We start from the raw sequence: 14,981 nt of genomic DNA, 5'->3' as shown, positions 1-14,981 counted from the left end.
GCAAGGCGCTGCGCGTTCGCGAGACTCGCCTCGCTCGCGCGCAGTTTTTCGTCGGCTGCTTTGCGCGCGGTGGTGTCGTAGAGGCCTACATAGATGGCGGGGACGTCGGCGTAGGGTGCAAGGCGCTGCGCGTTCGCGAGACTCGCCTCGCTCGCGCGCAGTTTTTCGTCGGCTGCTTTGCGCGCGGTGATGTCGTAGAGGCCTACATAGATGGCGGGAACGTCGTCGTAGGTTGCAACGCGGGCATTCGCCACGGCCCAGAACGACGTGCCGTCGGGCCGCCTGAAGCGCAGTTCGGTGTTATGCAGATTGCCCTCGCTGCGCAATTTGCAAACAACCGGATCGCGCTCACCCGGCGCTCCATAAAAGTCGACGATGTTGCCCGTTGTCTGCGCCTCATCGAATGAAAAGAGCCTTCGAAAAGGCTGGTTCATGTAAAGAATCTCGCCTTGCGGCATGGACGTGATGCACAACGGCACCGGACTCGTTTCAACGATCGCACGAAAGCGCGCTTCGCTTTGCTTGAGCCGTGCCTCGACATCTTTACGTTCGATGATTTCGAGATTCAGGCTCAGGTTGGCCCGCGCGAGTTCCTCGGTTCGTTGCGCAACGCGCGCCTCGAGTTCATCGCGTGCTTCGCATAGCTTGCGCTCGGTTTCCTGACGCACCGCTATCTCATGCTGCAATTGCAGGTTGCGCGTGACGAGTTGTCGCTGCAACGTGCGCAATGACAGATGCGTACCAATGCGCGCAACCACTTCATCGACGCGAATGGGTTTCGTGACGTAATCCACGCCGCCCGCCGCGAGCCCTTCCACGACATCGGCGGCCGCCGACATGGACGTCATGAAGATCACGGGAATCTCGTTCGTATCGCTGTTCGCTTTCAGGCGCCGGCAGGTTTCATAACCATCGATGCCGGGCATCTTCACATCCAGCAAGATCAGGTCGGGTTGCGAGAACGCTGCGCGTTCCAGCGCCTCAAGCCCGTCGAGTGCAACCAGCACGCGATACCCCTGGTCTTCCAGGCTCTCGACCATGACGCTCAGGTTCGCCGGCATGTCGTCCACGATCAGGACCGCGGGCGCCTCGACCGCCACTGTTGCCGTATCGCTCATGACGCGTGTCTCCCTTCAAGATGCTGTTCCACGAACTGCACGATTGCCTTCGTCCGATACCCCTTCGCCAGCGCGCGCAGCTCCGCTGCAAACGCGCCGTAACGGGCGTCCAGATGCGTGATGCGTTCGGCCCACAGCACGATTTCACGCATGTTCCCTTGCCGCGCCAGGCGATGCAACACTTCGAGTTCGTCAAGCGGCAAAGGAATATATGGCATTGGCGCGCTAAAGGTCTCAGACGGCTCGATAATCGCCGTTCGCGCGTGGATCCATTCAATCGACGTCACCGACGCGATCTTGTGCAGCAGCGTGTCCAGATGAAGCGGCTTGACGATAAACGCATTCGCGCCCGCAGCGAGGCTGCATGGTTCGTCGCCGCCGGAAGGACTTGCGGACATCGCGATTACCGGGACCTCGCTCATTCCCGGCATGAGACGCAGGCGATGAATGGTCTGCAGCCCGTCCAGGCCGCCCATGATCACGTCGGTGAGAACCAGGTCCGGGGTGGTCCGCCGGGTGATCTCGGCCGCCTCCGCGCCGCTTTCCGCTTCGAGCACCGCGAAACCGATGTGCCCCAGCATGACGGCGGCCACCGCGCGATTCGTGGGCGCATCATCGATCACGAGCACCGTTCTGCGCGCGCCCGCGTAGCCCGTGATCACCCGCGCGGGCACCGTCGGCGATTGCACGACAAGCCAAGCCGGCGTGGCCGCATCGAGTTCAAACCAGAATGTGCTGCCCTCTCCCTTGCAGCTCTCGACGAAGATTTCACTGCCCATCGCGCGCATGAGTTGCCGGCTGATGCCGAGTCCAAGCCCCGCGCCGCCACGCTGCCGTTGTTCGTCGCCGCTTTGCTCGAAGGGCTCGAAGATCAGCTCGCGTTGCGCCTCATCAATACCAATGCCTGTGTCCTCCACCGTGAATCGAACACGGCCATCCACGAGCGTTGCCACGCGCAAAGTCACGCTGCCGTGGTCGGTGAACTTCACCGCGTTGGCGAGCAAATTAAGCAACACTTGCCGTAGCCGCCGTTCATCGGCACGTACGGCCTCGGGCACACCCCGCGCGGCGTTGCAGACAAATACCAGGTCTTTCTGCTCCGCCTTCACGCCGATGATCTCGCGAATATCGTTGAGCAAACCCGCAAGCGGCACGGCGACGATATCGAAGGGCACCTTCCCCGCTTCGATCCTCGCGATGTCCAGGACGTCGTTGATCAGCGCCAGCAGATGTTCGCCGCTGCGCTGGATCACGCCGAGTCCATCGCGCTGGCGCTCGTTCAAGGCCGGATCGCGGCTCAGCACCTGCGCGTAACCAAGAATGCCGTTGAGCGGCGTGCGCAATTCGTGACTCATGTTGGCAATGAACTCGGACTTCGCACGATTGGCCGCTTCCGCTGCATGCCGCGCTTCACGGCCTTCGGCGGCTTCGCGTTCATCGATATACGCACGATAAAGCCGTGCCGACATTGCATGGAACGATGCCACCACGCGCTCGAGTTCGTCCGGATGACGCGGCGGTTTGCGTTGCAACGCAAAGGCTTGCGGCGCTTGCCGGAAGTCGTAGCTCTCTACGCGCCGCGCCACCACCGCGAGATGCCGCGTCACGAGACGCGAAAAAATATAGAACGTGAAGAGCGTGACGATGAACGTGTTCGCCGCTTGGCTCAGCAAGATGACCAGCGCGGTTTTATACAGCTCGCGGTACAGGTTCGTGAGCGTCGCCTCCACTTTCAACGTGCCGATCATTTCCTCGTGACCTTGAACCCGATACACGACAGGGAAGCTCCGCACGATCACCGGCCCGAGTGTACGTTCGCCGGCGGCGACGACCATGGACGTATCGCTGGCGATGATCTCGGTGACTTCGGCAATCCGGATATCGGGCAGACGGAGAATGCCGTCGAGCTGCAGCTCGAGTTGCGGGCGATCGAGACGCCAGAGCGCTTCGCCCAGGCTGCCGCGATAACTCTCGTTGATCTGCGCGAGCCTGCTTTCGATCAGCGCCATGCCCCGGTCATAGTCGCGATAAAGCTGCAGCGCCGTGAGCGTCATCGTCACCATGCAGCTAAACAGAAAAACCGTTGCGAGCAGGCGCAGGACAACACTGCTGCGGTGGCGCCCGACTGAATCCCACAGTCCGCCAAACGTGTTAAGCGCCATATTTTTCCGGACCCGGCTAAGTTCTCGACTTGCGTATTTTGCGCTCTCCAATAGCGCGGGTCTAACGAGAGAAGTGCAGGGAAAGCCACTTTGATCGCGAAAAAAACCGACGCAGATGTACCGAGTGCTTAATTATTTGCTGAAGTGGACCGGTTCATTGAAGTCGGCGGCGATCCGTATCCGCCCTTTCAAGCTACCGAAACGGCGAATCGTTGGCTGCTTGAACGGGACCAGCATTAAAACAGCCTTGCCGCCTTTCGTGATAAGAAATTGCTCACCATTGCAAGCTGCATAAATTTGCCTGGACAGATCGGATGCAACATCGTGAAGTTCAATTGTTTTTATATGCTCTCGCGGTAAAGTGTTTAGCACAGCTGCTCGCTAATGGCGCCGCTCTCACTTGCGGGATCGCACTGCGTCTCCGCCCATCTCACATGAACGACGCGCACCGGCATATCGTGCGCCGCGCAGTACGCGAGCCAGCGCGTCTGGTTATCCTGCAGACGGTCCCCCGGCCCCTTCACCTCGATCATTTCGTAGCGCCTCTGTTGCGGCCAGAAGCGGATCAGGTCCGGAAACCCCGTCCGGTTCGCGCCGATATCCTGCAAAAGCCTGCGAAACCACAACTTCATATGTGCGGCGGGCAAGCAAAGCAGCGCCTGCTCCAGCAGTTCGGCTGTCAGCATTCCCCAATGAACGAAAGGAGATTGAACGCCCGCCTTCAATTCAAACGCCGACCGGATCACGTGCTCGTGCTGAGCGGTATCGAGTAAAGCAAGGCATTGGTCGAACGCGTCGCGCCGTGCCGCATGAAAGCCCGGCGAATGGAGATCCGCGGGACCTCGCTGGAACGGATGGAAAAATGCGCCCGGCAGCGGCATGAAGATCGCGTCCCAGCAAAGCAGCCCGAAGAGCGAATTGATCAATGTGTTCTCGACGTAATGCACGCCCGCGCCCGGTTCGCTGAGTGCATCGCGAACGATCATTTCTACCGAAGCAGGTCGGGCCGGCATGGGCAGGACAACATCGATACGTTCAACGGGTCGCGCCCTGCCCACGGGCTCGATGGGAAGCCCGAGCTTGCGCCGAAGCCGTGGCAACATGCGCCCGACGCGTTGCGCTTCCTCTTCGCTTTCGGGCTCGCTGCACGCCTGAAGCGCCAGGACGTATGCATCGGTGTAAAAACCCGCCTGTTCCAGCGCACGCATGCGCCGGTGCCGCGCGCCCGGAAACGCGCACGACCTGTAAGCGGCCAATGCCGTATCCCAGTGACGAAGCCGCTCGCAATACTGCCCCACGCGATACAACAATTTTTGCCGGCGCTGGTCCAGCCAGCCGTGATCGCAAGCCAGTGCTTCGATCTCGGGAATCATGGCTTCGATGGACGGCACGTCATCGATGGTATCGAGCATGTCGCGGTATGCATGCACGGCCAGGAACACATCGATATCCGCGCGGGTTTGGAAAGCGCGCGACGACCGTTCGAGCAAGACCCGCTCGTACCGCACGATCCCGAGGTCCGCGAGTACGAACTCGGCCCAGCTTTGGCGCAAATTGCCGAAGAACATGAGCCTCAAGCGCTCGCATAACGCGGTCACATTCAAACGCATGACGACGTCGCATGCACCCGGATGCCATTCGCGATAAACCCGCTCGCCGGGATGCAGGAACGAAAGCGATTCCTGTAGCTCGGACTTGCGCGCGCTCGCGGCGGCCGGACTTAGCGAGAAGATCTTCGTCAGCTCGGGCTTCGTGTGAAGACCGAAGACCTGGTCGAGCGTAAGCGGCGGATTTGCGTCCACCCAACCGAGCGCGCTGAGCGGCGCGAGCGCTTCGAGCGGGCATCCGATTTCATCGTAGAGCAGTTTGCTTGCGCGGAAATGCGGTCCCACGCGCATCAGCATGCGAACCAGCAACGCCCGCGACGCCAGCGGCAACGCCGCAAATTCGCGCAGGAAAACGCGCTCGCCTTCAGCCCAGAGGTCGTCGTAACGATCCGCAAGCCATTGGAGCGCGCGCTCGAAATTCAGGAGGTAATAAAACCGGCGCTGAAAATTCGCAGGTTGCAGGGAAGTCGGATCGCTCATGATCACTGTATGCATATACAGCAGTCATGATACCGCTACTGAAGCGCCCTGGGGTCGCTCCGCGTCAAATTTGCGCCGAGCCGCCATCGACGAAAAGTTCGCTGCCCGTTACGAAACTGCTTTCATCGGAGGCGAGGAAAAGTGCTGCATTTGCAGTCTCTTCGGGCTTGGCGAGACGTCCGAGCGGCGTGACCGATTGCACGTACTTGATCATCTCGTCGCTGGCTTCCTGCGTGGTCGCGAGGCCATGCCAGCCAGGCGTCGATGTCGCGCCGGGAACCAGGACGTTGACGCGGATCTTGCGCGGCGCGAGGTCGACAATCCAGCTTCGGGCGAAATTGCGGATCGCGGCCTTGGTCGCGCTATAAACGCTGAACGATGCCCCTCCTGTTACTTCCGTGGTCGATCCGGTCAGGATGATCGAGCTGCCGTCCCTCAGCAGCGGCAACGCCTTCTGCACGGTGAAGAGCGTGCCCTTGACGTTGGTGTCGAAGGTCTTGTCGAAGTGCTCTTCCGTGATCTGGCCGAGCGCTGCAAATTCGCCGCCGCCTGCGTTGGCGAAGAGGATATCGATACTGCCCGCCTCGCTTTTGACGACCTCGAACAACCGGTCAATGTCAGCAAGTTTCGATACGTCGCCCTGGATGCCGCGCGCGTTCGCGCCCACTTCCGCGACTGCTGCGTCGAGTTCCTGCTGACGCCGTCCGCTCATGAACACGCGCGCGCCCTCCTCGGCGAAACGCTTTGCCGTGGCGAGACCAATACCGCTGTTCGCACCCGTGATCACCGCGACTTTTCCTGTGAGCTTGCCCATGTGAGTTCTCCTTTAATGAGTTGGAGAATTCATTATGGGCGGGTACATTCTGTTATGCTAGTACCTACCTAAAGGTAGGTGCCAGGAGAATCATGGAAACCCGTTCTTTCAGTTGTGGGCTCGAGGTCGCGTTATCGGTAATCGGCGGAAAGTGGAAACCGATCGTCCTGTTTCATCTGAATGGCGGCCCGCGGCGTTTCGGCGAGCTCAAGCGGCTCGTCGCCGGCATCAGCGAGAAAGTGCTGATCCAGCAAGTGCGCGAACTCGCAGAAGATGGCGTCATCATGCGGCGTGACTACGGCGAGATTCCACCGAGAGTCGACTATCAGATGACCGAATTCGGGTTGACGCTCGCCCGTGCGCTGATGCCGCTATGCGCTTGGGGCGATGCAAACCGCGAACGCATCGACGCTTTGCTTAACAATAAAGCGCTGGCTGCAAGCGACTGAAAATAGGGGCCGGGTACGGATTCTGAAAAGCACCTCAAGATGTCGTGCCATGCACACATCGACATCGAAATTGACTGGCCCATGACGGCAAACGTTGCACGCGGTGGCATCATATGCGCCTTGCTCTCAAACGCCTGGCACCCATACATGTCCAACCTGATCGTCCACGGCGGCATTGCGCTGCGCGGTGAAATCACCCCGTCCGCCAACAAGAACGCCGTCCTGCCTATTCTCTGCGCCACCCTTCTGACCGACCAGCCATTGCGGCTTATAGGCGTTCCGGACATCACCGACGTCAAGAAGATCCTCGACATTTTCCGCATGCTCGGCAGCAGCGTTTCGATGGACTTCACGACCGGCGTCCTGCAGCTTCACCATCACGCCACGCGGTTCGATCCGGTCGAACACCGGCTGCCGGAAGAGATGCGTTCATCGATCATGCTGGTGCCGCCGCTGCTTGCACGCTTCGGCGTCGCGCGTCTGGAGAATGACGTAAAAGGCTGCACGTTGGGTGTGCGCGAGATCGACCCGCACGTCGAGGTATTCGAGCGTTTCGGCGCGCGCATCGAGCGCACGACGGACTCGCTGATCGTTCGCGTCGAATCGCAGATGACCGCGAATGATCACTGGTTCGACTACGCATCGGTGACGACGACCGAGAACTTCGTGCTTTGCGCGGCATCCGCAAATGGCACGTCGTCGCTGGTCAACGCGGCATCGGAGCCTCACGTGCAGGAGTTCTGCCGTTTTCTCGCGATGCTCGGCGTGGCGATCGACGGCATTGGAACATCACGCATCACCGTGACCGGCGGCAAGAAACTGGGCGGCGGCGAATTTCGTTTCAGCGAAGACTTCCATGAGATCGCGACGTTCCTCGCGCTCGGCGCTATCACGGGCGGTGATATTGCGGTGAAGAACACGGCGCCGGAACAGTTTCCGCTGATCGACCGGACCTTCGCGAAATTCGGTGTACACGTGGAGCACAGCAACGGCTGGTCGCGCACCGTTCGCGATGGCCCCTTGCGCGTGCGCCGGCCATTCACGCAGAACATCCTGACCAAGGTCGAAGCGGCGCCGTGGCCGTATCTCCCGGTCGACCTGCTGCCGATTTTCATCGCCCTTGGCGTGAAGGCGGAAGGTAGCGCCATGTTCTGGAACAAGGTCTACGACGGCGCCATGGGCTGGTCCGGCGAACTGTCGAAGTTCGGCGCGCACGTGTTCCTGTCGGACCCGCATCGGCTGATCACGTTTGGCGGCCTCACGCTTACGCCGGCCAAGGTGGAAAGCCCGTACATCATTCGCGTGGCGATTGCGCTGCTGATGGTTGCCGCAAGTATTGAAGGCCGCTCGGAAATCACCAACGCGCTGCCAATCCGGCGCGCGCATCCGCGATTCGTCGAAAACCTGCGCTCAGTGGGTGCGAACGTGGAATGGACCAGCAGCGAATAACCCTCACTGCACTTCCAAGTAGTACAAGAAGCGCGGGCGCTCAAGCCCGCGCCTTTTCCGCGGTTCATCATTTGACCGCGAATCAAAAGCGCCAGATCAGCCAATCCTGGACCGCATCCCGCACGCGAGTCCGGATCACCAAGCCTGCTTAGAATAATTAATTAATCAAACTGCGTGGCGTCAAACGTAAGTGCCTTCGATTTGCGAATAAACTCTCGCCTGCCCGATGTGTCATCCTGTCGGCAAATCTGCTAAACGAACACGTCAATCACTTAGCTAAACAAAGAAGCGTCCGGGCCTCATTGAGCCGATGCGCTCTTGGTCAACTCATTCACCATGGAGACACAGTGATCAGAAATGGTCTTGGCGGCATGCTGCTCAAGCTCTTCTGCCTGGTGGCGACAGTGAGCGCGACTACGAGCAACGCAGTTGCGGCGGGTCCCGATTGCTCCCGGCCCTTTACGCTCGCATTGCACGATCACGGTCTGCTTTATTCCGCCGATACCGACACCGGTATCGACAAGGACTTTGCAGATGAACTCATTCGCCGCAGCGGCTGCAGGGTCAACGTGAGCCTGATGTCGCGTGCGCGGATCTGGCAATTGATTGAATCCGGCGCGCTCGACTTCAGCTTGTCCGGCATTGCGAATGCAGAGCGCGATCGCTTTGCAACGTTTGCGTGGTATTTCACCGATAAATATTATCTCCTCGTCCGAAAAGATTCCGGCATGCACCGTCTGGCGGATTTCGAACGCAGCGACCAGTTTCAGCTCGGCGTCATCCGGAGTTTCCGCTATAGCGATTCCGCCAACAAACTCGTCGATACACTCGCCGCCAAAAATCGCGTCAGTCAGGCGGGCGGCCTCGAACCTCTCTACGAAGCGCTGATCAACCGCCGCATTCAGGGCATGATCATGGAGCCCTTCGATTACCCCGCGCTCGAAGAAAAACGTATTCGCGATGTCACCACGGTCATCGAATTCAATGATCCTGCCGTGCCGCACGGTTTGATCATGTCGAAAAAAGCGCTTTCGCCCGATGAGCAGGCGAAGTGGCGCGCGCTGGTGAACCAGATGCGCGCGGATGGCACAGTGCTGCGGATCTTCCGCAAGTATTTCAAACCCGATCTGGCGCAGGCCATGGTCGATTTCAAGGCGCCGCAGTGACCCGGGCGCGCCGCTGGGTTCGTGCCGGCCTCTCGCCGCAGTCGCTGCATCGGCTGGTCCCGCTGTTGATTCCGCTACTTGTCCTCTTTGCCGCGCTGAGCGTCACGTGGGCCGTGTGGGATCACGAACAGCAAGCGTCGCGGCGCGAGTTGCTGTCCCAGTTCGACTTCTCGCTCGGCGACGCGGTGAGCCGTGTAGAACAGCGCATGGCCGCCTACGAGCAGATGCTGCACGGTGTGCAGGGCCTCTTTGCCGCCGGCGGCAATGTCGGCCGCGACAACGTGCGCGACTATGTCAGCGCGCTCAATCTCGACGCGAACTTCTCCGGCATCCAGGCAATAGGCGTCGTGAAGTGGGTATCGGCGGCGCAGAAGGACGCACATGTCGCGGCCATGGTCATGGACGGCCTCGGCCACTACGGCATCGCACCGCAAGGTGACCGCGACGACTACGCACCGATCGTCCAGCGCGAGCCGAACGTTGGCGGCAACCGCCGCACGCCGCTCGGCTTCGACACCTGGACCGATCCGGTGCGCCGTCTGGCCATGGAAAAGGCGCGCGACTCGGGCATGGCCGTGATATCGGGCAAGGTCAGGCTCGCAGTCGACGACGGCCCCGACGCGCAGCCCGGTTTCATCATGTACGTGCCGGTTTATACGCGCGGCCAGTCACAGGACAACGTGGCGCAGCGCCGGGCGCATCTGGCGGGCTGGGTATATGCATCGTTTCGAATGAGCGATGTGATTGCAAGCCTCTACGGCGAGCAGCCGCGCGGCCTGTCGCTCGCCATCTACGACGGCGTCGAACCGTCGGCTGCAGCGTTGCTTTATCGATCACCCGATTCCGGCAGGAAACCTCCGGCAGAGACGATCTCCGCCAGCGAATATCTCGTGGTAGCGGGCCATAACTGGACGCTGTCCCTCGCCACGCAAGACGGGTTCAAGACCGGATTCGGGCGCAACGCGCAATGGATCATCGCGATCACGGGCACGGGGCTGAGCATCACGCTGGCCTTGCTCGCGTGGTTGCTCGTGACCGGCCACGGACGCGCAATGCGCCTTGCTTCCACCATGACGCGCGAATTGCGCGAAAGCGAAGAGAAGTTTCGCGCCATCGCCGATTGCACGGTCAACTGGGAAGTCTGGTGGGGACCGGACGGCAAGCCGCGCTGGATCAATCCGTCAGTCAGGCAATACACGGGCTATACCGTCGAAGAATGCATGGCCATGTCCGACTTCGCCGCCACGCTGATCCATCCGGAAGACATGCCGCGGGTCGCGCCGGAATTCAAGAAGGGGCTGCAGGGGCATCGTGGTCATGACCTCGAATTCCGCTGCGTGCGCAAGGACGGGTCGATTGTGTGGCTGTCGGTTTCGTGGGTGCCGATCACCGACGCCAAAGGTGTCTTCACGGGCTTTCGCACGAGCGGGCGCGATATCACCGAGCGCAAGCAGGCCGAGTCCGAGTTGCGTATTGCGGCGGTTGCATTCGATTCGCTGGAAGGCATGATGGTCACCGACGCCAATACCAGGATCCTGCGCGTCAATTCGGCGTTTATCGAATGCACGGGTTACAGCGCGGAGGAACTCGTCGGCAAGACGCCGCGCATGCTTCAGTCCGGCCGGCACGACGCCGCCTTCTTCCGAGAGATGTGGGAATCGATCAACCGCGTGGGCGGCTGGCAAGGCGAAATCTGGGATCGCCGCAAGAATGGCGAGGTGTATCCGAAATGGCTGAGCATCTCGGCCGTGACGGGCGCGGACGGCGTGGTCAGCCATTACGTGGGCGCGCATCACGACATCACCGAGCGCAAGATCGCGGAGGAACGGATTCGCGAACTCGCCTTCTTCGACGCCCTCACCCGCCTGCCGAACCGCACACTGCTGATCGATCGCCTCACGCAAGCCATCGCACTCAGCGCGCAGAAGAAGACATGCGGCGCGCTGCTGTTCATCGACCTGGATCACTTCAAGACGCTCAACGATACCCTTGGCCACGACAAGGGCGACGCGCTGCTGCAACAAGCGGCGGGAAGGCTTGCGGCGAGCGTCGGCCGCAGCGATACGGTGGCGCGCGTGGGCGGCGACGAGTTCGTCGTGGTGCTCGGTAGCCTGCATGAAAACCCGCAGGAAGCGGCGAACGAGACGGAGATCATCGGCGAGCGCATTCTCGCTGTTCTCGGCAACCCGTACCATCTCGACGACGTCGAATATCGCAGCACGGCGAGCATCGGGGCGACGCTGTTCTCGGGACATCACACGGTCATCGACGAACTGCTGAAGCAGGCCGACCTCGCCATGTACAAGTCGAAGGAACGCGGCCGCAACGCAATGTGTTTCTTCGATCCCGCCATGCAGACGGCCGTGATCGAACGCGCGACGCTCGAAGCGGGATTGCGCCGCGCGATCGAAGGTGATCAGTTCGTCCTGCACTACCAGGCGCAAGTGACCGACGGCGTGATCGACAACACGACGGACAGCTACCGTGTCATAGGTGCCGAAGCGCTGGTGCGCTGGCAGCATCCGGAAAAGGGACTTGTGCCGCCGGCCGAGTTCATTCCGCTCGCGGAGGAAACCGGCCTGATCCTGGCGCTCGGGGACTGGGTGCTGGAAAGCGCGTGTACACGATTGGCGCAATGGATGGAGCAACCCGAAATGGCGCATCTGACCATGGCCGTGAACGTCAGCGCCCAGCAGTTCCGCCAGCCGGACTTCGTGGACAAGGTGCTGACGATCATCCGCAAGACCGGCGCGCATCCGGATCGCCTGAAGCTCGAACTCACCGAGAGCCTGCTGGTGGACAACATGCAGGACATCGTGCAGAAGATGTGGACGCTCAAGGCGAAGGGCGTGGTGTTTTCGCTCGATGATTTCGGCGTCGGGTATTCCTCGCTGTCATACCTGAAGCGCTTGCCGCTCGATCAGTTGAAGATCGATGAATCGTTCGTGCGCGATGTTCTCGTCGATCCCAACGACGCCGCCATCGCACGCACGATCGTGGCGCTTGCACAAAGTCTCGGACTCGGCGTGATTGCCGAAGGCGTGGAGACACCGGCGCAGCGTGATTTTCTTGCAAGCGTGGGATGCCACGCGTATCAGGGCTTCTATTTTTCACGCCCGATGCGCGTGGAAAGTTTCGAAGCGTTCGTGCGCAAGGACGATGCGGTGGCAGCTTGACGAAAGCCTTTTTCTTCGCAACAGGGCAGACCATCATTCAGGTGGTTGCGTGCTCCACTGAGCGAATTCATCGGCGAGAAAATCCACGCATACCCGCACCTTCGCCGATGCCGCCAGCCGCGCCGGATACACCGCCCAGACATTCGCCGGCTGCGTGACATCCGGCAGGACCTGCACGAGTTCCCCGCTTTCGAGCAGCGGCCGCACATCCCACAACGAACGCAACACGATCCCCCGCCCGGCCAGCGCCCATTGCACCGCCACCTCGCCGTGATTGGTCGAAAGCGGCCCTGTCACCTTGATCGACACCGGCTCGCCGCGCGCATGCAGACGCCACAAACCAAATGGATGATCGCGTTCCTTGATCGCGAGGCACGCGTGGCTCGCCAGGTCTGCAAGCTGCCTGGGCGCGCCGTGCTGCTTCAGGTACTCCGGGGAAGCACATAACACGCGATGATTCGATGCCAGCCGCTTTGCAATCAAGTGCGCTGCGATCTCGTCGCCGATACGGATGTCCAGGTCGAAGCCTTCGCCGGCGACATCGACGAGACGGTCGAACAGATCGAGCCTCACGCTCAGTTGCGGGTGTTTGTCGGAGAGACGCGCGAGCGCCGGCGCCACGATATGCCGCCCAAAACCAAAGCTGCTCGATACTCGCAGCGTGCCGCGCGGAACACGCCGCGTGGTGGAGACGTCTTCTACGAGCTGATCGACGTCATCGAGGATCTTTTCAGCCCATGCGTAGACGCGCTCACCCGCTTCCGTGATCGCAACCCGGCGCGTGGACCGATGCAACAAACGCGTACCCAGGTCGGCTTCCAGCACGCCGACGCGTTTGCTCACATACGCCGCCGATACCGACAGCGCCTCCGCCGCCCCGCTGAAACTGGACTTGCGGGCGACCGTGCAAAATACGCGAAGGTCATCGAGATTCGGAGAAAGCGGTGTTTTCATTGTTCACGCTGCGTGCATGGTGGCTTAACCGAAAACCCGATTCTAAGCGGTTCGCCACGGAATAGAATAGGTGTATCGAATAGACTGTTCCTCTCAACCCGGAGACATCACCTCATGACCAAAACCTACAAGATCGCAGTCATACCCGGCGACGGCATCGGCACCGAAGTGATGCCCGAAGCCTTGCGCGTGCTCGACACGGCCACCAAGCGCTTTGGCATCGCAATCGAATATCAGCATATTGAATGGGCGAGCTGTGCGTACTACCAGGAGCACGGCCAGATGATGCCCGACGACTGGAAGTCCCAACTGCAGGACGCCGACGCCATTCTTTTTGGCGCGGTCGGCTGGCCGGATACCGTGCCCGATCACATTTCGCTCTGGGGATCACTGCTGAAATTCCGCCGCGAATTCGATCAATACATCAATTTGCGCCCGGCGCGCCTGTTCGAAGGCGTGCCCTCGCCGCTCGCGAACCGCAAGGCTGGCGACATCGATTTCTGGATCGTGCGTGAGAATACGGAGGGCGAGTATTCATCGGTTGGCGGCGTGATGTTCGAAGGCACGGATCGCGAATTCGTCCTGCAGGAATCGGTCTTTACGCGTCATGGCAGTGAGCGCGTGCTGAAGTTCGCGTTCGATCTGGCCCAGCGCCGCGAGAAGAAAAAGATCACGGTCGCGACCAAAAGCAATGGCATCGCGATCAGCATGCCGTGGTGGGACAAACGGGCCGCAGAAGTGGCTGCGCTTTATCCGGACGTCAAATGGGACAAGCAGCACATCGACATTTTGTGCGCGCGTTTCGTGCTGAACCCGGACCGGTTCGATGTGGTGGTCGCCACCAATCTATTCGGAGACATCCTCTCGGACCTCGGCCCGGCCTGTACCGGCACGATCGGCCTCGCGCCTTCGGGAAATCTTAATCCGGACCGCAAGTTTCCGTCGCTGTTCGAGCCGGTGCATGGATCGGCGCCGGACATTGCGGGAAAAAACATCGCCAATCCGGTCGCAATGATCTGGTCGGCCGCGATGATGCTCGAATTCCTGGGCGACGCCAAAGGCCCCGAACGCGATGCACACGACGCGATCCTTGCGGCTATTGAAGCGACGCTGAAAGAAGGTCCGCGTACAGGCGACCTCGGCGGCAAGGCAAGCACGACCGAGGTCGGCGAAGCTATCGCGGCGCGGCTGGCTTGAGTATTGCTGCCCCGTTGAGCAGGCTCAAACGAGCCCGAAACGGCCGCGCCTTGCGACCGGTTTTCAACCTCGACGGGGCAAATCATGGATGTCCAATTGTCAGAAGAGCAAATTCGCACGCTTGCGTTCTATCTGTGGGAACAGGACGGCAGTCCGGAAGGACGCGCGGACGAGTACTGGGAAAAAGCTCGCCAGCAATTGTCTTCGGGAAGCGATTCCGAAAGCAGCGCTGACGACAAAACCACCGGGTTTGGCGAGGAACCGGACGCGGCCCTTGATCGTCCGTTAGCGGAATAATATATACAGCCGCATCGATTTTGAATTCCTGAACCACGTACGCATCGCGCGCTTTGACGCATCGCCTTATACGTGGACAGAGTCGCTTGAATTACCATTCAATACCTGAGCT

The 14,981-nt window shown here is 60.5% G+C and carries 11 protein-coding genes; 6 read left to right on the top strand and 5 right to left on the bottom strand.

Translation table 11 applies throughout. From position 1 onward, the window contains the following. The 4 genes from ACRXB1_RS03915 to ACRXB1_RS03900 all read right to left on the bottom strand — a co-directional run. On the bottom strand, window positions 1–1,118 hold a 1,118-nt coding region (locus tag ACRXB1_RS03915), incomplete at its 3' end, for a response regulator (protein WP_449491173.1). Beyond that, complete coding sequence (locus ACRXB1_RS03910; protein ID WP_449491172.1) at window positions 1,115–3,280, bottom strand: ATP-binding protein; 2,166 nt, start codon at window positions 3,278–3,280, stop codon at window positions 1,115–1,117. The genes ACRXB1_RS03910 and ACRXB1_RS03915, both read right to left, overlap by 4 nt. 365 nt (window positions 3,281–3,645) lie before the next feature. Next, window positions 3,646–5,367 carry a VRR-NUC domain-containing protein gene (locus tag ACRXB1_RS03905; protein WP_449491171.1) on the bottom strand — a complete coding sequence of 574 codons (1,722 nt, stop codon included), beginning with the start codon at window positions 5,365–5,367 and terminating at the stop codon, window positions 3,646–3,648. A gap of 64 nt (window positions 5,368–5,431) precedes the next feature. Further along, window positions 5,432–6,181, bottom strand: coding sequence for an SDR family NAD(P)-dependent oxidoreductase (locus ACRXB1_RS03900; protein ID WP_075358415.1), 750 nt, complete (start codon window positions 6,179–6,181; stop codon window positions 5,432–5,434). Window positions 6,182–6,273: 92 nt separating this feature from the next. Between ACRXB1_RS03900 and ACRXB1_RS03895 the strand changes: the two genes are divergently transcribed. From ACRXB1_RS03895 to ACRXB1_RS03880, 4 genes are all read left to right on the top strand, one after another. Next, the gene (locus ACRXB1_RS03895) at window positions 6,274–6,630 is read left to right on the top strand and encodes a winged helix-turn-helix transcriptional regulator (protein ID WP_062002013.1); all 357 of its coding nucleotides are present in this window, start codon (window positions 6,274–6,276) and stop codon (window positions 6,628–6,630) included. 147 nt (window positions 6,631–6,777) lie between these two features. Next, window positions 6,778–8,079, top strand: coding sequence for a UDP-N-acetylglucosamine 1-carboxyvinyltransferase (locus ACRXB1_RS03890; RefSeq protein WP_062002397.1), 1,302 nt, complete (start codon window positions 6,778–6,780; stop codon window positions 8,077–8,079). A gap of 347 nt (window positions 8,080–8,426) precedes the next feature. Beyond that, the gene (locus ACRXB1_RS03885) at window positions 8,427–9,245 is read left to right on the top strand and encodes a substrate-binding periplasmic protein (protein WP_062002014.1); all 819 of its coding nucleotides are present in this window, start codon (window positions 8,427–8,429) and stop codon (window positions 9,243–9,245) included. 44 nt (window positions 9,246–9,289) lie between these two features. Beyond that, entirely contained in the window at window positions 9,290–12,421 is a 3,132-nt protein-coding gene (locus ACRXB1_RS03880; protein WP_449491175.1) for a bifunctional diguanylate cyclase/phosphodiesterase, read from the top strand. A 33-nt stretch (window positions 12,422–12,454) separates the two neighbouring features. Here the strand turns inward: ACRXB1_RS03880 and ACRXB1_RS03875 are convergent, their stop codons facing one another. Beyond that, a complete protein-coding gene (locus ACRXB1_RS03875; RefSeq protein ID WP_062002015.1) occupies window positions 12,455–13,375 on the bottom strand; it encodes a LysR substrate-binding domain-containing protein in 921 nt (306 codons plus the stop codon). A gap of 114 nt (window positions 13,376–13,489) precedes the next feature. On the opposite strand from ACRXB1_RS03875, the gene ACRXB1_RS03870 reads away from it, so the two are divergent. Continuing rightward, complete coding sequence (locus ACRXB1_RS03870) at window positions 13,490–14,572, top strand: tartrate dehydrogenase (RefSeq protein WP_449491170.1); 1,083 nt, start codon at window positions 13,490–13,492, stop codon at window positions 14,570–14,572. Window positions 14,573–14,656: 84 nt separating this feature from the next. Then, window positions 14,657–14,869 carry a DUF2934 domain-containing protein gene (locus tag ACRXB1_RS03865; RefSeq protein ID WP_075358412.1) on the top strand — a complete coding sequence of 71 codons (213 nt, stop codon included), beginning with the start codon at window positions 14,657–14,659 and terminating at the stop codon, window positions 14,867–14,869. Window positions 14,870–14,981 lie beyond the last annotated feature (112 nt).

It is taken from the genome of Caballeronia sp. M23-90, assembly GCF_053574605.1.
The sequence above is the reverse complement of the archived record's forward strand: the minus strand, read 5'-3'. Positions and strand labels throughout refer to the sequence as shown.

What these genes read in the sequence shown, in the direction of transcription:
- ACRXB1_RS03870 (WP_449491170.1), top strand. Translation starts at nt 13,490, where the DNA reads ATGACCAAAACCTACAAGATCGCAGTCATACCCGGCGACGGCATCGGC.
- ACRXB1_RS03900 (WP_075358415.1), bottom strand. Translation starts at nt 6,181, where the DNA reads ATGGGCAAGCTCACAGGAAAAGTCGCGGTGATCACGGGTGCGAACAGC.
- ACRXB1_RS03875 (WP_062002015.1), bottom strand. Translation starts at nt 13,375, where the DNA reads ATGAAAACACCGCTTTCTCCGAATCTCGATGACCTTCGCGTATTTTGC.
- ACRXB1_RS03895 (WP_062002013.1), top strand. Translation starts at nt 6,274, where the DNA reads ATGGAAACCCGTTCTTTCAGTTGTGGGCTCGAGGTCGCGTTATCGGTA.
- ACRXB1_RS03905 (WP_449491171.1), bottom strand. Translation starts at nt 5,367, where the DNA reads ATGAGCGATCCGACTTCCCTGCAACCTGCGAATTTTCAGCGCCGGTTT.
- ACRXB1_RS03910 (WP_449491172.1), bottom strand. Translation starts at nt 3,280, where the DNA reads ATGGCGCTTAACACGTTTGGCGGACTGTGGGATTCAGTCGGGCGCCAC.
- ACRXB1_RS03865 (WP_075358412.1), top strand. Translation starts at nt 14,657, where the DNA reads ATGGATGTCCAATTGTCAGAAGAGCAAATTCGCACGCTTGCGTTCTAT.
- ACRXB1_RS03890 (WP_062002397.1), top strand. Translation starts at nt 6,778, where the DNA reads ATGTCCAACCTGATCGTCCACGGCGGCATTGCGCTGCGCGGTGAAATC.